General features: G+C 35.9%; 11 protein-coding genes, 1 other RNA gene and 2 pseudogenes. 4 read left to right on the forward strand and 10 right to left on the reverse strand.

The window, feature by feature from the left end; all coding sequences use genetic code 11:
* Window positions 1-24 precede the first annotated feature (24 nt).
* Window positions 25-1962, reverse strand: coding sequence for a glucosamine-6-phosphate deaminase (gene nagB / locus ACNQGD_RS06955; protein WP_417998784.1), 1938 nt, complete (start codon window positions 1960-1962; stop codon window positions 25-27).
* Between the two features lie 353 nt (window positions 1963-2315).
* Between nagB and ACNQGD_RS06960 the strand changes: the two genes are divergently transcribed.
* A complete protein-coding gene (locus ACNQGD_RS06960) occupies window positions 2316-3977 on the forward strand; it encodes an MFS transporter (RefSeq protein ID WP_417998785.1) in 1662 nt (553 codons plus the stop codon).
* Window positions 3978-4098: 121 nt separating this feature from the next.
* Here ACNQGD_RS06960 and fsa read toward each other — a convergent pair whose 3' ends face one another.
* Complete coding sequence (gene fsa, locus ACNQGD_RS06965) at window positions 4099-4755, reverse strand: fructose-6-phosphate aldolase (protein WP_417992831.1); 657 nt, start codon at window positions 4753-4755, stop codon at window positions 4099-4101.
* A 551-nt stretch (window positions 4756-5306) separates the two neighbouring features.
* On the opposite strand from fsa, the gene ACNQGD_RS06970 reads away from it, so the two are divergent.
* The 3 genes from ACNQGD_RS06970 to ACNQGD_RS06980 are packed head-to-tail and all read left to right on the forward strand — an operon-like array spanning window position 5307 to window position 7115.
* The gene (locus tag ACNQGD_RS06970) at window positions 5307-5504 is read left to right on the forward strand and encodes a hypothetical protein (RefSeq protein ID WP_417998786.1); all 198 of its coding nucleotides are present in this window, start codon (window positions 5307-5309) and stop codon (window positions 5502-5504) included.
* On the forward strand, window positions 5497-5736 hold the full coding sequence (locus tag ACNQGD_RS06975; protein ID WP_417998787.1) for a helix-turn-helix domain-containing protein: 240 nt from the start codon (window positions 5497-5499) through the stop codon (window positions 5734-5736). Before ACNQGD_RS06970 ends, ACNQGD_RS06975 begins: the two co-directional genes overlap by 8 nt.
* 2 nt (window positions 5737-5738) lie before the next feature.
* Complete coding sequence (locus ACNQGD_RS06980) at window positions 5739-7115, forward strand: VapE domain-containing protein (protein ID WP_417998788.1); 1377 nt, start codon at window positions 5739-5741, stop codon at window positions 7113-7115.
* A 1525-nt stretch (window positions 7116-8640) separates the two neighbouring features.
* Here the strand turns inward: ACNQGD_RS06980 and ACNQGD_RS06985 are convergent.
* From ACNQGD_RS06985 to ffs, 8 genes and pseudogenes are all read right to left on the reverse strand, one after another.
* Window positions 8641-8949, reverse strand: a pseudogene (locus ACNQGD_RS06985) (type I restriction enzyme endonuclease domain-containing protein); the annotation flags it as partial.
* Window positions 8950-8986: 37 nt separating this feature from the next.
* Window positions 8987-14797 carry a DUF3320 domain-containing protein gene (locus ACNQGD_RS06990; RefSeq protein ID WP_417998789.1) on the reverse strand — a complete coding sequence of 1937 codons (5811 nt, stop codon included), beginning with the start codon at window positions 14795-14797 and terminating at the stop codon, window positions 8987-8989.
* A gap of 12 nt (window positions 14798-14809) precedes the next feature.
* The gene (locus ACNQGD_RS06995; protein WP_417998790.1) at window positions 14810-15907 is read right to left on the reverse strand and encodes a DUF2130 domain-containing protein; all 1098 of its coding nucleotides are present in this window, start codon (window positions 15905-15907) and stop codon (window positions 14810-14812) included.
* Entirely contained in the window at window positions 15870-16076 is a 207-nt protein-coding gene (locus ACNQGD_RS07000; RefSeq protein WP_417998791.1) for a hypothetical protein, read from the reverse strand. The genes ACNQGD_RS06995 and ACNQGD_RS07000 overlap by 38 nt, the downstream gene beginning before the upstream one ends.
* Window positions 16077-16152: 76 nt before the next feature.
* A pseudogene (locus ACNQGD_RS07005) lies at window positions 16153-16302 on the reverse strand (hypothetical protein); the annotation flags it as partial.
* A 444-nt stretch (window positions 16303-16746) separates the two neighbouring features.
* On the reverse strand, window positions 16747-17913 hold the full coding sequence (locus tag ACNQGD_RS07010; RefSeq protein ID WP_417998792.1) for a tyrosine-type recombinase/integrase: 1167 nt from the start codon (window positions 17911-17913) through the stop codon (window positions 16747-16749).
* 189 nt (window positions 17914-18102) lie between these two features.
* Window positions 18103-18906 (reverse strand): SDR family oxidoreductase, encoded by an 804-nt coding sequence (locus ACNQGD_RS07015; protein ID WP_417998793.1) that lies wholly within the window; start codon window positions 18904-18906, stop codon window positions 18103-18105.
* A gap of 168 nt (window positions 18907-19074) precedes the next feature.
* An RNA gene (gene ffs / locus ACNQGD_RS07020) (signal recognition particle sRNA small type) lies at window positions 19075-19172 on the reverse strand.
* Window positions 19173-19215: the final 43 nt, after the last annotated feature.

Genomic DNA, 19215 nt, shown 5'->3' on the forward strand with positions numbered 1-19215 from the left:
ATTTATCCGTTTATAAAGTTAATTTTAATAATCGAAACGCTTGAAAGCTTCGATAGCTTCGTACTCTGCAAGACCAAGATTATCATATAATTTTGCTGTATTTTTATTACGGTCTTCCGCTCTTACCCAAAATTCTCTGGAATCGTTTCCTTGAAACATTACTCTATCTTTTTGAGATTGATGGTACAAAATGGCGTGTCTTTTTAGTAAAACTTCATCTGGACTTAAAGGAACTGCCATATCAATTTCGTGAATATCCCATTCATGCCAAGCACCTCTATACAACCACAACCAACAATCATTCATGTAAGGCTCCGGTTTCAGTTGTTTCATTGCCGCGAAAATTGCATTCAAGCAAACTTCATGCGTTCCATGCGGATCAGCAAGGTCTCCCGCAGCAAAAACCTGATGGGGTTTTATTTTTGCGATGATATTCTTTACAATGGCAACATCAGCTGTCCCTAATGGATTTTTCTTTATCTGACCCGTTTCATAGAAAGGCAGGTCTAGAAAATGAATATTCTCCTCTTTTAATCCAATATATCTTGTGGCAGCATACGATTCACGTCTTCTGATTAAACCTTTTAATTTTCGAACCTCTAATGAATCTATCTGGTTTTCTGTTTTGTAATTTAGAAAATCGATAACTGCGTTAAAATTAATTTTAGCATCATCGGTCCCTATAAAATCGTTGCAAACTTCGGCAAATTTTAAAGCTTCATCATCAGTAACGGCTATATTTCCTGAAGTTTGATACACCACATGAACATCATGTCCTTGTTTTATCAATTTTGAAAAAGTTCCTCCCATAGAAATTACATCATCATCTGGATGCGGACTAAAAAGGATTACTCTTTTCTTAGCAGGATTAGCGCGTTCCGGTCTATATGTATCATCCGTATTGGGTTTTCCTCCTGGCCATCCAGTTATCGTATGTTGCAATACATTAAACATATTGATATTTAAATCGTAAGCGGAACCTTCTAAAGCCAAAAGATCAGACATTCCATTATTATTGTAATCCCTGTCGGTTAGTTTTAAAATGGATTGATCTGTTTTTTGGCACAGCCAAACGATAGCTTTACTTTTTAATTCTTGAGTCCAAATGCATTCTCCCACCAACCAAGGCGTTTTGAATCGGGTTAATTCTGAAGCAGCCGATTGGTCCAGAACAAAAGTGGTATTGGTGTGATTTTGCAAAAAAGTAGCAGGAACTTCAGAACTGATGTCTCCTTGAATAGTTCTTTTTATAATATCGGCTTTATTTTGTCCCCAAGCCATCAATACAATTCTTTTAGACCTGAGAATTGTAGAAACTCCCATCGTAAGTGCTCTTTTAGGAACATTATCAATTCCATTAAAATCTGAGGAAGCATCTACTCTGGTAATATGATCCAAAGTAATTATTCGAGTTCCTGAATTGATATGCGAACCTGGTTCGTTGAAACCAACATGACCTGTACGTCCAATTCCTAATAATTGAAAATCGAGTCCACCTGCATTTTTTATTTTCATTTCATAATCAATGCAATATTGATTCAGTTCATCGATAACCACCGTTCCGTCTGGAATATTTACATTTTCCGGATTGATATCAATATAATTAAAAAGATGCTGGTGCATGAAATAATGATAACTCTGATTGTTCTCTTTTGTCATTGGATAATATTCATCCAAATTAAAAGTGATTACATTACTAAAACTAAGTCCTTCTTCTTTATGCATTCGTACCAATTCTTCATACACTTTTATTGGTGAAGATCCTGTTGCCAAACCTAGAACACAAGGTTTATTTTCTTCTTGTTTCGATCTAATTAATTGTGCCATTTCTTGAGCGACAATCACAGATGCTTCTACTGAGTTTTTAAAAATTTCATTGTGAATTTTTTCAAATCTCGTTTCCTCAAATTTACCGGCACTTTTATAACTGATGTCAGGTTTAATTTCTAAAGCACTTTTCATATGTCGTTTTTTATACTGATTTATAAAGATAGGTTTTTTTAAAAGAGTGGAAAAAAAATTAAAATCGCAGATATCTAATTCTTTAAATCAAATGCTAAATTTTATCGAATTCTAGAAAAAGCGTACCATTTCTATTAGGTAAGGGTATTTCACAGAAAATGGAAAATTAATTCTAATGCAGGAATTAGGAAAATATTCAAAAAAAAAGCATCGTTTTATAACAAAAAGTGATTATTCTATAATTCTAACAATATTTATTCTAAATAATTTTTTTTTAGTTTACTTAACAAATATATTTACGGTCGTACAGCAATAAAAATATTTTTACAACAACCACTAACCAATTTATATTTATGAATTCAGAACAAACAAAAGCTAACAATTCCGCGCTTTATACGCTTATTACCGTATTTTTCTTTTGGGGTTTTATTGGAGCATCAAACGGGATTTTTATTCCATTTTGCAAAGCTAAATTTGGCTTAGATCAATTTCAAAGTCAACTTATTGATTTTGCATTTTACGGAGCATATTATATTGGGGCATTACTTCTATTTATTTTTAGCAGCATTGCAAAAAAGGATATTTTAAATAATTGGGGATTCAAGAAAGGAATTATATACGGGCTTTTGATAAGTACATTTGGTGCTGTACTTATGATATTGGCAGTAACACAAGGAAGTTATTTATTCATTCTTGGCGCATTATTTATTGTAGCACTTGGTTTCTCATTACAACAAACATCGGCACAGCCTTTCGCAGCTTCTCTTGGTGAACCACATTCAGCATCTAGCAGACTGAATTTTGCCGGAGGAATCAACTCATTGGGAACCACGGTAGGACCAATAGTGGTTTCGATCGCCTTATTTGGAGTTAGTGCAGGTATAAATATTGAAGAATTTGCTCAAAAACCGGATTCATTAGATTCTATGAGAATCCTTTATGTATTTGTTGGAGGACTATTTTTATTGGCAGCAGCTTTATTCCATTTTTCTAAAAAATTACCAGCAGGAAAAAGTGATTCTTCTTTTGAAACCGCGAACAAAGCAATGAAAACCCTAATTGCCATCACTGTGATTTTGGTCGCTATATTTGCGTACATCTTTTCTCGTTATGAAGAACCTGAATTTATCGCTCGTTTTATTGAAAATAAAGAAAAGGATTATTTAGGATTAGGCTTAACGGTTTCCACACTTTTGGTAGTTGTTATTGGATTGTTCTTCGCAAACACAACGGCTCAAAAAAATCCTGAAGGATGGGGAGCCATGAAATACCCGCAATTAGTATTGGGAATGTTAGCCCTTTTCGCTTATGTGGGTGTCGAAGTAACTATAGGAAGTAACCTTGGTGAATTATTGGTAACCGCTGATTTTGGTTCTATTTCTGGACCAGCTTTAGCACCTTACATGTCTATGTATTGGGGAAGTTTAATGATCGGACGTTGGGCAGGAGCAATTACGGTTTTCAATCCATCATCACAATTAAAGAAAATTTTACTGATCGTAGTTCCTTATGTAGCTTTTGGAGTGGTATTAGCTGCTAATGCTATTTCCGGACAAGATGTAACGCCTTTATATGCATATGCATTTGTAATTTTATTTCAAATCGCTGGTTTCTTTTTAGGAAAAGACCAACCTTCAAGAACACTTATGATTTTTGGTTTAATGGGAATGACAGCCATGCTTATTGGTTTATTTACTACTGGAACAATCGCAATTTTTGCTTTTATGAGCGGTGGATTATTCTTAAGCATTATGTGGCCATCTATTTTCTCATTGGCAATTGCAGGTTTAGGAAAATACACTTCCCAAGGTTCTGCTTTCTTAGTAATGATGATTTTAGGTGGTGGAATTATCCCTCCACTACAAGGAAAACTCGCGGATATTATTGGAATTCATGCTTCTTACTTTATTCCTGTTTTATGTTTTGCTTTCATCGCATTCTACGGATGGAAAGTAATTGGAATTCTAGAAAAACAAGGAATCGGAAAAGAAGTGGAAGTTGGTGGATCTCACTAATTTTAGCACAAACTAACCAAAACCAAACCAACAAAAAAACTCCCATTTTGCTAAGCATAATGGGAGTTTTTATTTATTTCGAGATCATCAAATTAAAAATCGGTGATCTGCAATCTCAAATCTATTTATTTCCTTTCTCGAAATCGGCAACAAACTGTGCTAATCCAATATCAGTCAATGGGTGTTTCAATAAACCGTAAATTGCAGACAATGGTCCGGTGATCACATCAGCACCAATTTTCGCACAGTTTACAATGTGCATCGTGTGACGCACTGAAGCAGCAAGAATCTGAGTTTCGTAACCGTAGTTATCATAAATTAATCTTATTTCTTCAATCAAAGCTAAACCGTCTGTTGAAATATCATCCAAACGACCAATAAACGGAGAAACATAAGTAGCTCCCGCTTTGGCAGCCAATAAAGCCTGACCAGCCGAGAATACTAAAGTTACATTCGTTTTTATACCTTTATCCGAAAAGTATTTAGCAGCCATAACTCCCTCTTTAGTCATCGGCAATTTTACCACAATTTGCTCGTGTAAATCCGCTAATTCTTCCCCTTCTTTAACCATTCCGTCAAAATCCAAAGCATTTACTTCAGCACTTACATCTCCATCAACAAGATTACAAATATCAACGTAATGTTTCAAAATGCTATTTTTTCCAGTGATTCCCTCTTTTGCCATTAATGTTGGATTAGTTGTAACACCATCCAAAACGCCTAATGCTTGTGCTTCCTCAATTTGAGCTAAATTAGCCGTGTCAATAAAAAACTTCATAATATATTTATTTAATTGTGTGTTTCTAATTCTTTGGGCGTGACCCTTCGTAAAAACTTCGGGTCGGGCTTTCCGTTTCAATCCACGCTAAAAAGCATGGGATTTCACTGCAATCCCTCACGCAAGCATAAAATCAATAAATTCGGTGCAAAATTACAACTTATAATGATTCAAACCATATACAATAAGACTTCGTAACGTACTTGTGTATGGTTTTGTGTACTATGTGTATCTGCATATTACATATTTTATCAAAGATAAAGTTATTAACAATTACTAAAAAGATTAAAAATGACCTTACAGGCTCTGTAGAAAAATAAAATTTCTAAAAAAACTTAAATTAATATCAGAATTTACTTAAAAATGAAAATATCGTTAATAACATAACTTTTGTATTGTTTCCATAGTCAATACATTTACATAATTAACAGAAACAAAAAGCCCGACTTTTGAGCCGAGCCCTATGCAATAAGGTAAAAAATCTTCTAGGACATTTTACTTCTGCAAATCTACTCAAAAAAAAGGTTTCAGTTTCATAAACTAAACCAAAAATGTTTTACACTTCAAAACAAGTTGCTGAAAAAGCAGAATGCACCCGTATGACAGTTTCCCGTTGGAAAAAAATTGGCTGTATCAAACCCTGTCATGAATCCCCAAAAGCCACACTCTATCTAAAAGAGGAAATTGACTTATTTTTATCAACCTATACAAGAGGTAGAGGACACTTAAAAAGGATTTACAATGTCTAATCCATTTGAAGACCTAGCCAAAGCGTTGGAACGTATCGAAGCAAAGATGCAGGCCAATGAGCCAACACCGGAAACACTCTTGTCACGAGTTGAAACTGCCGAGCTATTAGGCATTACTCTAAACACCCTCAAGAAATTTACTAGAGATACAACAATACCCGCTTACGGGATTGGATCACGTGTGTTTTACAAGAGAAATGAAGTACTTGCCTCACTAACGAAAATCAATTAGTCATGGATATTACGAAACCACAAGACAAGGCTCAAAAGCCTATTGATTTGATATTAGAACGATCACAATCAGAAATAAAAGCCGCCAAACATCTAGAGGCTGTTGCTATAATTCCACAAAGTTCGAAGGCAGTAAGAAAAAGCAAAACTAATGGGAAGGAAGAGTCAAAGTCTCCGTTCCCGCGAGTTGAAAGTTATATTTCAGCTAACAGAAACATATCTCTAAACGAAATGACAGGACTTATTGAATTCGATAGGATTCCGATATCAGACCATATCGCTTCTACTTTACGTGTTGAATGTGCCAACTATTATCGTATTAATATCACAAAGGATACCATACAAACAGTTCTGGAAACGGAGGCATATAAAAAAAAATACCATCCTATAGCCGAATTTATTGTTGCATTAAAGATTAGAAAATACGACGAGAGCTGCTTAGACAATTTCGTGAGCTGCTTTGAGACATCTATGGAAAAGTCCTTACTTAAAACCTATCTAAAACGGTGGATGCTTGGGCTGTTTGATATGTATAGCAATAAATGGATAACCAAAAATGTACTTGTACTCGCAGGAAAACAGGACTCAGGAAAAACGGCTCTAACCAAAGGTATATTACCAAATGACCTTAGAGAATATGGAAAAGTCACCTCCTTTAATTCATTCAAGCTAACAGATGCAAAAGTCTCCCTTTGTAGTCAATTTGTGGCTTGTTTTGATGAGTTTGAGTGTATTCTTGCGAATAAAGGTTCTCTAGCAGACTTCAAAAACATAACTAGTTCCTACGACATATCGGAACGTTTACCTTATGGTAGATTTAAAACCCAAATGTATAGATCGGCAATAATAATGGGTACCACAAACAGTGAGCAGATGTTAACCGACCCCACTGGAAATAATAGATTTCTTGCTATTGATATGCAGGGGTTCGACTTTGAAAAAGCAAAAAAAATAGATATGTATGATGTTTGGCGTGTAATATACGAATACCATATGAATGGAGAGACTAGTTCCTTAACTGATGACGAAAAACTTTTACAGACAGATGAGAACTTAAAATACGAGGTCGAGGATATAACACTATCCTTGATTAGAGACAAGTTGGTGCCGTCTACAACATCTTCAGTGACTGCAAGTGAGATTCTAATATACTTAGAGACTTTGACCAAACAAAGAATGACTGTACAACGTGTAGGCATCTCCCTAAAAAAGCTGGACTATGAACCAATAAGTATAAGAAATGGCAAGCACGTAGCAAAAAAATATAAAATTCAATTAGGGGATAGTAGTGGAAGTATTGGAGCCCCGACTAGTATACCCGAGTTCTTAAATCATCTTGATAATATAATGAAAGAAACAGATACACCGCCAGGTCTATAACTAAAATGTAGTAAGAGTGTAGAAAGCTTTTCTAATAACTCCTACTACATACTTACTAATGAAAATAGGACTTAACAAGGATGTAGTAAGTGTAGTAAGTTATTTACACTTATTATAGTCCTAGTAATACAATACTAGGATATAAGTCGTCTCCCTTCGTATATGATAAAAGTGCACTGATCCTAAAGTTGACAGAAAACTATCTTACTACACTCATTTTTCCCTGGTAACCCTTGCTACCACTGTGGAAAAAGTGTAGTAAGTTATTTTTGAAAAGCTTACCACATCCTTGCTAAGCCTACTGTCTCCTAAATTTACTACCCCAAGGACTCGACTGCCATTTTCATTTTCCCTATAATTAGACGGGGCGGCGTACTAAGGTAGTGCATCACTGCTTTTATACTCCTCATATTTTTTTTTTTTGATGTTGCAAACACCAAAATTTAAGGTCAGAAACCTCCCTATATAACTTTAAATTGCGGTAAAACCACCTACTAGCTGTTGAAAAGGGACTCACTTAAGAGCTTATACAGCTAAGAAAGCGACGACACTCGAGTAAAAGCTTATCCTTATTAAAACCCGAGCTATAAAGATGGTTATAATAAGCAAAAAAGGTCCTCTAAAACTGATCTACCCCGCTTATAATATAAATAGGGTTCGGTATATAAAATTGGGGCGGGGCTTATATGCTATCAAAAAAGCCAAAAGCGTAAATTAATAACTAGACTTTGCTGATTGGCTTTAATTGTTCGCTCGATTTTTTTGGAAGGGTGCCATTGCGAAAAGTTGTTTTTTAGATAAATTCTCCTTGGCAGTCTTCCGAAAAAATGAGCATAGCCTTGTGGCGATTGAACTATTTACAACTACAATAACACCCCAAGTGAAGCAAAAAAAGCGTTATTTACTCCAACCCATAGAAAGCTTTTTTTGGTAAACGGGTGGCGGTGTTCGCGGATATCGAACAGTCACCTCAGGACGGGAACGAAGCGTAGCATGCGAAGTGGAGTGCAGTACTGAGAGCGTGAAACGGCAGGGAAAAAATATAAGTCAGCCGTTAGGCCAACAAAGATTTAAGGCAAAGTGAAGTTTTTACTGAACGGAGCCAACCCTGATGGCTGTGCGAAAGAGCGAGCCGCTGCAAAACAGAAGCGACAGGCATTGCACTGCTGAATTGAATGAATCGAAGTTTACGGAGAGAAATGAGATGAAGCTGTGTTGTGGATGTGGTAGCTTCTACGAATGACTTGAGAGGGCGTGTGAAAATTGGGAATGCAGACAACAAAAAAAGAGCTTCTCTTTTTTGAGGTGCTCTATTTTTGGGGGCAAATGGTCTTTGGAATGGAGAGAAGAATGATTGACTGGAAAAGCCAAATGTAACGAAGCAATCGAAAGGAAAGAGACCGCTTGACAAGCTGCTGTTACTATTATACCGAAAATGTTCAATGAAAACTGCCTTTACGCCACCTTCTCCTCATACAAATGCTTCTGGAACTCTATAAACAACTAACAACCTTTATAAACCTATCTACGCCCTCCACTCAGCATACTGGCCTTCTGCCTGATCCATTATTTCCTGGAGAATGTTGTTGAGTTCGTTAATGTTTACTTTTCCTCTCAATTCTTTTTTTACGGCTAGTCGTATGCTTGCTTTAGCATCTTCTTTGTTCATCCAGTCTATCTGCAAGTTGTTTTTAACTGCTTTGACTACTCCGTGTACAATATCCTGAACAGGGCCTGCTTCTTTGATAATATCCTTTTTTGAAGCTAGTATATCATAGAAAGCTAATTCTTCGTCTGATAAGCCTAATTCTTTGTTTCGGTGGTCTTCTTCTTGAAGTAGTTTGGCTCTCTACTAATTCAGCGATGATGGTTTATTTGTCAACCAATTTTATTCTGTCGTTTTCTCTTTTCGCTTTACCTTGTTCTACTGCTGTATCAACGACATAACGCAATATTATATCAATCTGCTTGCCTACTTTGGCAAAACCAAAAGTCCGAGCCAAGTAACGAAAAAGTTCAGCTTCCTCAATGCTCAGATTATTTGTTAAAACTTCCTGTAAAGCAACTAAAACTTCTTCAGGAGCAATGTCCTCCATTATACGTTTTTCTATGTCGTTGCTGCGGTAGTAATCTAAAGTTGTATTGTCGCTCCAATAAAAAGGTTGATGATGTATTGTCTGAACTATATTCATCTCTTTGATAATTCCTTCCAAGTGTTTGTCTAATTTTGCCCCTGCGCGACTGGTGTTCCACGCTTGCAATACTTTTTTATATAATAAACTTTTACTTATAGGAACCTCTGTATCCACTAATGATTGTATCTGTTGCTTTATGGTATTACGGTTTTGAAACTCATATATTGTTTCACTGTTAGCATTAAAAATAGGCGTTAGGGCTTGGGCAGTATAAGGATTTTGCTTTGTTGTAACATTCATTGGTAAAACCGCTTCGGGCATTGCTTTAATTGACTCAAATGCAGGTTCAAATAAAGCTTCAGTAATAATCTCTACTTTAACTTCCGGCTGTGTTTGCAGTTGCTTTACTTTTTCAATTATAGCATCAATAATTTTATCTGAGTTTTCACGCCAGTCAATTGTCCAAATGCGATGAATATCCCAACCTAAAGCTTTAAGCACGGATGGCATTACCATTTCTCTGTCGTTGGTTGTGTGAGCATTATAGTAGTAATGTCCGTCAACCACAATTCCCAAAATATATTGTTGCGGTTTATCGGGGTGAACAATACCAATATCCACTTTAAATCCCGAAGTGCCAATATTACACTTTACAACTAATCCTTTTTCCTGTAATTTTTTACTAATAGATGTTGATAAGTGTTGCTTGTTCAAGGTTTCCTGAACATCTTCGGGACGAACACTTAAATGTCCTTTTTCTGCAAACTGTAAAAATGCCTTCAATCCTGCTACACCTTCGGCTGATGTGCGGCTTAAATCTATTTGGTCTGTTTGCAATGTAACGAATATGTGCATTTCATAGCGTGCACGAGTTACAGCGACATTTAATCTACGCCAGCCACCATCACGATTTAATGGACCAAAATTCATACTCATTTTACCTTCTTCATTAGGAGCATAGCACACTGAAAATAGAATAATATCACGTTCATCACCCTGGACATTTTCTAAGTTTTTCACAAACAATGGCTCATTGCTTTCATTGGCAAATTCTTCCAATTTCGGGTCAGACATAAAAAGTTTTTGTAGTTTGTCTTCTATTAGATTCTGTTGTGTTTGACTGAAAGTAACAACACCTAAACTCAATTTCCGTTTTTGTGAATCGCTGTAATGTGTTTTAATGTATTGCACAATTTCATCTGCTTCAAATTTATTTGTGCGTGTTTTACCTTTATCATAAAATCCTTTTACGGGATGATGCTTTACTTTACGGTTCAAATCATCAAAGGAAGGGAATGTAAGAAGTTTGTTTTCGTAATAATTTACATTGCTGAAAGCAATTAGACTTTCGTGCTTACTTCGATAATGTCGCAACAAATATTTTGAAGGCACTGACAACGACAAACAATCATCTAAAATACTTTCTAAATCTTCCACATCCATATTTTCTTCGTCCAACTTTACGGTGCTGAAAAATGAGGTTGGTGGCATTTGTTTCGGGTCCCCTACAATTACGCATTGTTTTGCTCTTGCCAAGGCACTTACTGCTTCGCAGGTTGGTAACTGCGATGCCTCGTCAAAAATTACGATGTCAAAATGTTTTGTATTCACATCAAAATACTGTGCTACTGAAATTGGACTCATAAGCATACAAGGAGCAATACGGGGTAGTAATGCAGGGATTTGGTCAAACAATTTTCTGATACTCAATCCCCTGCCTTTGTTTTTGATGGCTCGTTGTAAAATTCCAATTTCTGAACTTTGCATTGCTTCGGCTGTAGTGTTGGGTAACTGTGCCGCTAACTTCATTCGTAATTCTTGAATGGAGAGGTTTTGAAAGTCCTTTGCAATTTTTTTATACTGTTGAATTTTACTTTCAAATAAGCCCACATTGAATAAACTTAATGATTCGTGTTGCGAGATAATCCTTTTTGCAATGGAAGCGTGGGCAGTGTAATTAAAGTAATCGGCTATGTTTTCAGAATCACACAATTTGTTTTCGTAATCACTTATCAGCCATTGCAAACTCAAACCCTCGCCTTGATAACGGAGTTGAACATAGTTCATCCAAATTCTTAATTGAGGAAGGTGTGCTTGTATTTTTTGTAGTTGTATTACAGTTTCATTTAGCCAGTTTTCTTTTTGTTGGAAATTAATCGCCGTAAGTGTTTCGTAATTTTTCTTTTGTTCGTTTAACGTTGTTGTTGTTTGTATGAGCTCTGTAATGGCAGCAAAGTTACCCTCCTTAACTTCATCTAGATACAGTAAGTTTTTTTCTTGCCAAACCTGAACCCATTTGCCAAGTCCATTACGCTCCCAATCGTTTGTTAAACTGCTTAGATGTTGAATCAATAAAGCTTTATTGTCAATATCAGATAAATCTGTTTGTTCTTCTTTGAATAAATTTTTCAATGACTGTTGTACAGGGCTAAAGCGGCTTTGTTGCAAAAGACTTTGCACCTCTTGCAACTGATTGTTATAGGAAAAAAGTTGCTCTAATTCGCTTTCTTCATTAAAAGGAGCTTTTCTAAAAACGGCTAACTGCTTTTTTATCTTTCTTTTCTTTAGCCATTTAGGGAAGAACCAACTTTGTTGTGCCTGTTTCCATTCTATTTCTGTTGCGGAAATATTTGTGGATAAAACATTGCGATTGTAATTTTTTAAAATACTGTTTAGAACTGTCAGATATTGACCATATGCCTTACTCCATTCTTCATAGAGACTGTGATTTTCTTTGTCGGATAAGTAGCGTACAAGTTCCAAAGGAATATTCGGTAAATTTTCTAAGGTATTTATTATCTCATTAAATTGTTCCCACTCAGTTTTAGCTTGTATAGGAAAAGGGAAATGTATTGCCTTAGCTAACGACTGCGATTTGCTTTGTACATCAGGCAAGAGGATTAATAATTTTTGTGTTTGTATTAAAATTTCATCATTTACAGAAGGAGAATACTGCTGTAAATTCAAAGCAGTCAAAGGATTTTCAGAAGGGTGAACAAGTAGTTTTATTATAGATTGGAATTGTGGAAGCCAATCTGTCCATTGTTGCCAAAGTGTTGCATTCAATTGTAGCAAAACGGTTTCAGAAATGAAACTTTTCGGAAAAACCTTGTCACTATAATTTTCTAAGGCGGTAATACTATCGTATAAACTCCAACCAACTTGTTGCTTTTGGTGCAATACATTTACATAATTGCTGATAGCTTTCTTAGCATCGTCTAACCGTTGTCCCTCTTGCTGAAAATCGACGGTTCGTGCAAGTTTTGATGTTTCAATTGATTTTGCCATTTGCTGCAACACATCGGACTTTTTAGATTTATTGGAGTGTAGCTCCAATGTAAATGGGTCAAGTCCAATTTGCTCTAATCGTCTATGAACAACATCTAAAGCCGCTTTTTTTGCTGCTACAAATAAAACTCTTTTTCCACGATATAAGGCATCGGCAATAATGTTGGTAATGGTTTGAGATTTTCCAGTTCCTGGAGGTCCGTGCAAAACAAAACTACGACCTTGCTGTGCGGCAAGCACCGCCGCCATTTGCGATACATCGGCTGGTATGGGTAGCATGATAGACTCTGAATTAACATTGTCAAAATCGTTAATAGAATACGGTTCGTGATTTTCATTGAATACTAATCTGCCATCTACTAAACTACGCACCATATCGCTTTTTAGCAAATCTTCCTCGTGCTCTACAATGTCTTTCCACAGAATCAGTTTGCTGAAAGAAAAATTACCTAACACTAATTGCTCCTGTACATCCCAACCTTTTAACTGCATAACGGCTCTACGAAGAATGCCCATTACTTTTGCTACATCAACTCCCTTCTCGTCAGTAGGTAGTTGTTCCAATGCACTCAAATTCAGTTCATACTCTTGACGAAGAAATTCTACCAATGTGATGTTTATCATGGTTTCTTCTTCACGGCTTTTCAATACAAACTTGCTGTTTACTGACCTCCGGCTGATTTCTACAGGAACCAGAAGCACTGGCGAAAGACGTGGCTGCTCGGGAGTTTTACGATCATACCATTTCAATAACCCAACGGCAAGATATAATGTACTTGAACCGTTTTCTTCAATTGCTTGCTTTGCATTTTTGTGAATGTAAGAGAGAATATTGTCTAAGTCTTGTTGATGATAGTGAGTAAGTAGTCTATTGTATTTCAATTCATCAGTTGCCGTTTGATATAATGGAGACGATTTATGAAGCGGCTGTGAGAAAAGGTTATACTTGCGTAAGACCTCCGCATTCGGATTAGGCATAATCGAAAAACTTTTTCCCTCCGATAAAGTGTCTTCTAAACTACTGATATCAATATCTACCAACTGCAGCATATTGCGGGTGATATGCAGATTCAGTAAGTTGTTGCGAAGTGATAAATCTAGAAGTTTACGTTCCCATATTTTTTGCTTGGTTTTTGGTTGTTTGCCTTGCAATAATTCGTCTTGATAAATAGTGCCAATCTCAAAACGGTTTTCCATATCAGCCGTCTCTGTTTGCTTTATAGCTTCTTCATCTAATTGTGTTCGTGTTGAGTTTGTTAGCAGAGGCAATGGACGAATCCGGAGAGTTCTTGCACGTTTTATATCTACTGATAGCAGAAAATCTTCTTTTTGAACTAATTGTGCTTCGCCTGCATTCAGTGCATCACTGAATTTTATATTATTTCCTTTACATACACTTACTGCTTCAACTGCTGCCATTTCACGTATGCCTTTAGAAAGTCGTTTAGTAATTGCAGTTTTATCGTCATTAATAATTTCAGAAAACTTCTCGTCTTGTAACCAGCAACTAACAAAAGCATGACCACGAACAATAATTAGAATAGGATTTAGGTCAACTGCTTCCAAGCAAGCGGCAAACAATAAACTTATGTCAATACAGTTTCCGAACTTTTCCTGTTGAATGGTATTAAGTAAACGTAACCTTTGTCCCGTTTCTTCATAACCTGGAGGTAAAGAACTATAAACAATTTCCTCGCTTTGAATGGCGGAATATATTGCTGACATCATTTGCAATACACGTTCTGGATCATTGTTCTGATAACCTTCAAAAGCCGTTCTTAATCCTTGCTTTTCTAAAGTTTCAATTGCTTTTCTTTTAATGTGGTATATGTAAGGATGATTGGGAGTAACATACGCTGCTATCAGTTCTGGCAATACTTGAAACCCTCCAAAATGCTCTAAAGGGTAAACATTTATAGAAAAGGTTTCTTTGCATATTGAAATTTCTTTTTCAACAACTTCTATTGTGATATTTGCTTTTTCGGTTTCAGACAGCTTGTTAAGAAAATCACGGTTGACTTTTAAACTTTCTAACGGAATTTTCACGTCTTTTTCAGCAGGAACGGTTGAGATACTGTAATTAAACGGCTCAATGCAAGGAAGGTCAGCAGTTATGCTTATTTCAAGTTGAGCAGAATCTGTTTCAGAAGTGTTTTCAATAGTCAACGACCGAACGGGCTTAATATCGTTCAGATACAAAGAGATGTTTAAAAATGGAAGTGTCTGCTTGTTTATTTTAAGAGTTGCTTGTTCTTGCATGATTTATTTTTTCTATTTAAGTTCGTCAAACTTTGCTTTCATTGTAGGGTTACCGTGAGTTAATTTTTTAATGGTTAAATCTTCGGCTTTTTGATTAGCAAGTCGAAGGTTGTTGTCTGATGATAACAAAGCGTCTTTGGTTTTTTGAAGGTGGTCAATAGTCTTATCTATTTCTTCAATTGCAATTTTAAATTTGCGACTTGCTAGTTCGTAATTTCTTCCAAAACCATCTTTGAAAGAATTTATCTTTTCTTCAAAATTAGTTATGTCAATATTTTGATTCCTTTCTAAAGCCAGTGCTGCTTTATATTGCATACCATTCATTGCAGCATTACGAAGTAGTGTAATTATTGGAATGAAAAATTGAGGTCGTACAACATACATCTTGTTGTATTTATGCGATACATCAACAATTCCTAGATTATAAAACTCACTTTCTGGTTCTAAAAGAGAAACAAGAACAGCGTACTCGCATTTTTTCTCTGTCCGGTCTTTGTCCAATTCTTTAAAAAAATCCTCATTTCTTTTTTTCGTGGCTGTTTCGTCTCCTTCATTTTTCATTTCAAACATTATTGAAATGATTTCGTTACCCCCTTCGTCAGTTTCCCTGTAAATAAAATCACCTTTACTACCGGATTTTGAGTCGTTATCTTTTTCAAAATATGCTTTTTGAAAAGCTGTTGCTCTAAGTTTGTTAAACTCGGTCTCGCAATGCTGTTCAAGTGTTTCGCCTACCATTTTTGTTGATAGTTTTAACTTCATATCCTTTCTAAGTGCAATCTCCTCGTCCTTATGCTTAATGATTGCATCCTTTTCCTTTAGTTCTGCCGAATACTTTTCACTTAATGATTTTTCAAGAAGTTGTTTTTCGGTGTCTTTTATTTTTAAATCGTTAGCCAAATTATCACGTTCCCTTTCAGCTTTTTGAGTGGCTTCATTAATAGCAAGTTTTTTTTCAACTTCTGCATTATCAATTTTGGATTTGAGTTGTAGTAGCTCAGTTTCTTTTTGGGCTAATTTTTGAGACAGTTCAATGTCCTTCTGAGCTTTAAGTTCAGTCAATTCCTTGTCCTTACTTTGCGAGTTGTTCTTGCAAAGAATATCTAACATTAGCTTCAGCGAGTTTTACGGCACTTTCTTTCTCTTTGTCGGCAAGATTTAGTCGTGTCTGCAATTCTTCTTCAAATTGGTGGTCTCGCACTTGTTTAAGTATGTCAGCAAAACCAGCTTCATCAACTTTAAAAGCTTTCTTACAATTTGGGCAAATTATTTCGTTCATGTCTTTAAATGCTAGTTATTTTTACCTGTGGTTTAATATTTGCAAGGTTGTTAATAAAATGACTGATAACGTTTAGCTACCTTGAGATGGCGGGGAAATTGTAACCTTTCAGATTTCGGTTTAACGAAAACTTGAAGCGAAACGAAAAGCCGACTAAATCCAGTAACTCGTCTTTACGAATCTCATAGCGCTCAGACATGTGTTTCAGGAAAATTAAGGGAAGTACATAATCTTTGTACTAATTCTCAGCTACTACACCATAAAGCTCGTTAGCCGCTTTCCACAATTCCTGTTCAAAATTGATATCAGCTTTTATAGGGGTCTTTGCCATTCTGTATTTAATAATTATTATCTATAGTAGTTCGCTAAGGTATTGAAAAAAAATACTACCAGAATGTGGAAAACCACAATGACCAAGCAATTCGTAAATGAACGATATATACTAAGGAAATCCTATACCCAGTTTTGGTGATATTTGAGTTTTCTTGCTATAGATAGAAAGTAGTTATAATAAGCAGCATAAAAAAACTCCACTTCTTCTTTAGAAAACGAACATCTTGTTCAATTTTGCTTTCTTGAGAAGAAGTGGAGCTGATTGTTAATCGGGCGTTAGAATCCCGAAATTCATTGAGAAAAAAAAAAAAAAAAAAAAAAAAAAAACTGTGTTACACTATAACTTGTCCCTAGCCTCTTCGTAAAGAGTCGCAATTTCCTCATCACTAAGACCAATATATTTTATAAGCATTGCTTCGGTGCTATGCCCCGTAACGGACATAATTAATGCATTTGAAATTTTACCATACTTACTTGTGGCATAGGTTCGTCTCATCGCGTGAGTTCCGATTGCGATATGCTTTGGGACAGAAACCAAAGTTTCCACACCTTTAATATTTTGTTTATAAAGAACAGGAGCATTAATCTCAGCAATCTCGCACAGCTTCTTAATGTTTCTGTTCAAAGAAGTAACATCAATTTGGTAAGCGATAGAATGTATCAAATCAATCGTATCTTGTGTCAATGGTACAATCACGTCCTTACCGGTTTTTTGCTGCGTTAAATAGAGCCTGTTGCCTTTGATATTAGAGGAAGTGATAGAAAGTAAATCTCCTGCTCTCTGCCCTATCTCGATTCCAATCAACAACCATATCCGAGAGTTTTCTAAATGCTCTGGCAAATCCTTCAAATACTTAATAGACTGTATCTCGGCTGGGTAAAGCATTACAATTTCACCCCTCTTTTTTGCCTTGCCTGATTCTTTATAAGAGCGCATTTTCGAAACATCAAATCCTTTTACCTCTACACAATAATTAAGCACAGTATTAATAAAACGAGTATGTTGGATTGCCGAGTTATTAGAAATGAATTTAACACTGCGCAGCCATCTTTTAAAGTCATGCATAAAGGTAGTATCAACCTCAATAACGTAAACTTTATTATTGTCTATAAATTCAGTTAGCAAGTCAAATGCACGGTTGTAAGCGCTTAAGGTATTACGCGCCAGCTCGCTTTTACTATCAATATACATGCTGCATATATTTAGAAACAATAGCCTGTCTTTTATATTTGCTTTTCCGCTGGCTTCGTTAATAATATCTTTTAGCCATTCGGAAGTAAGTTTATTAATCGTTGCATCTGCCTCAACCAAATCGGTTATTTTACGCAAAGTAGAATTGGTTTTCTTTTCCTCAGCGGTTATACCAATGGTGGCTTGCTTTTTAACATCCCAACGACTTACGCCTACGGACAGCCCAGTCGAGAGCCTAACAACGTTCTTTACTCCATTTGTAGCCCTACACTGAATGCTCTTCCCCCTTAACTCAAAAACTGGTGCTTTCATATACTCAATCATTAAGTAATAAAGATAACACAAATAATTAATATGTGTATAGTTTTGTGTATATATTATTGCTTTTTATTGCTTTTTAATGCCTTTTCAGTCTTTTTAGGTTAATTAAGAATCCCCTATTTAATAACCATAAGGCTCATTCACGCTAGCATTAAGGCAATTTAAGACGAAAATACGTTATTACAACTTATAATGATTCATAAGCATTTTTTCATACACTTTATCAGGAAGTATTCGTTTCAAAACAATCGAAAACTTTTGCATAAAAACACCTACTTTATAATGAATTTTAGGATTCGGCGTTTGTATAATTTTATACACCGCTTCTGCCATTTCGTTTGGATTACTGCCACTATCCACATGTTCATCCATAGTCTTTAATATATTTCCATAGAGATTTTCATAAGCAGAACCTTTAATAACCGGAGCATGAAAACGCCCCGAAGCAATATTAGTCGCGAAATCTCCCGGAGCCACATTGGTAATATGAACACCAAACGACTTCACTTCCATACGCAATGCTTCCGTAATGAGTTCTAATGCTCCTTTTGAAGCAGAATAAACACTTCGATATGGCAAACCCATATACCCAGCAATCGAAGTAATATTAATGATTAAACCTGATTGTTGTGAACGCATTTGTGGCAACACGGCTTTCATCACTTCAATTGGTCCAAATAAATTTGTCTCAAAATTATTTTTAATCTCCTGCATTGGAATTTCTTCCAGCGGTCCTGTAATCCCAACACCCGCATTATTAATTACAACATCAAGTCTTCCTGAAATAGCAATTACTTTGGCAACAGCCGCATGAATCGAATCCGTATCTCGAACGTCTAAAGCTACTAAAGGGAAAACCGAATTTAAAATTCGTTCCGGATTTCGGCTGGTTCCATAAACAATAAAACCTTTTTGATGTAAAAACTCGCCAATAGCTTTCCCTATTCCTGAAGAACCTCCTGTAATTAGAACTACTTTATTCATTTATTTTGTTTAAGGTTTAACGTTTAACGTTTTTGACATCTTGTACAACTACAAAAAAGCTAAAACCAACTGCAGTTAGAATTGTCCAAAAATAAAAAAATCCTCCCGAAGGAAGACTACTTATTTGTTTGAATTTCGAAAAGAACCTGAAATAAATTCAGATTAAAAAAATGGCAAGCGACCTACATCGCACCGCTCAACCACGTACCCTTGCTATGTTCCCATCCTGGGGGAGTCTGCAGGAGCTGGTCGTGTAGGACTTGCCGGTGCAAATATACAACCTTTTTATATTTTTGCAAGTGCTTTGCA

The sequence above is a fragment of the Flavobacterium glucosi genome (assembly GCF_048286535.1).
In the GTDB taxonomy this organism is placed as follows: domain Bacteria; phylum Bacteroidota; class Bacteroidia; order Flavobacteriales; family Flavobacteriaceae; genus Flavobacterium.

What these genes read in the sequence shown, in the direction of transcription:
- ACNQGD_RS07010 (WP_417998792.1), bottom strand. Translation starts at nt 17,913, where the DNA reads ATGAAAGCACCAGTTTTTGAGTTAAGGGGGAAGAGCATTCAGTGTAGG.
- nagB (WP_417998784.1), bottom strand. Translation starts at nt 1,962, where the DNA reads ATGAAAAGTGCTTTAGAAATTAAACCTGACATCAGTTATAAAAGTGCC.
- ACNQGD_RS06960 (WP_417998785.1), top strand. Translation starts at nt 2,316, where the DNA reads ATGAATTCAGAACAAACAAAAGCTAACAATTCCGCGCTTTATACGCTT.
- ACNQGD_RS06990 (WP_417998789.1), bottom strand. Translation starts at nt 14,797, where the DNA reads ATGCAAGAACAAGCAACTCTTAAAATAAACAAGCAGACACTTCCATTT.
- ACNQGD_RS06980 (WP_417998788.1), top strand. Translation starts at nt 5,739, where the DNA reads ATGGATATTACGAAACCACAAGACAAGGCTCAAAAGCCTATTGATTTG.
- ACNQGD_RS07000 (WP_417998791.1), bottom strand. Translation starts at nt 16,076, where the DNA reads ATGAACGAAATAATTTGCCCAAATTGTAAGAAAGCTTTTAAAGTTGAT.
- ACNQGD_RS07015 (WP_417998793.1), bottom strand. Translation starts at nt 18,906, where the DNA reads ATGAATAAAGTAGTTCTAATTACAGGAGGTTCTTCAGGAATAGGGAAA.
- ACNQGD_RS06970 (WP_417998786.1), top strand. Translation starts at nt 5,307, where the DNA reads ATGTTTTACACTTCAAAACAAGTTGCTGAAAAAGCAGAATGCACCCGT.
- ACNQGD_RS06975 (WP_417998787.1), top strand. Translation starts at nt 5,497, where the DNA reads ATGTCTAATCCATTTGAAGACCTAGCCAAAGCGTTGGAACGTATCGAA.
- ACNQGD_RS06995 (WP_417998790.1), bottom strand. Translation starts at nt 15,907, where the DNA reads ATGTTAGATATTCTTTGCAAGAACAACTCGCAAAGTAAGGACAAGGAA.
- fsa (WP_417992831.1), bottom strand. Translation starts at nt 4,755, where the DNA reads ATGAAGTTTTTTATTGACACGGCTAATTTAGCTCAAATTGAGGAAGCA.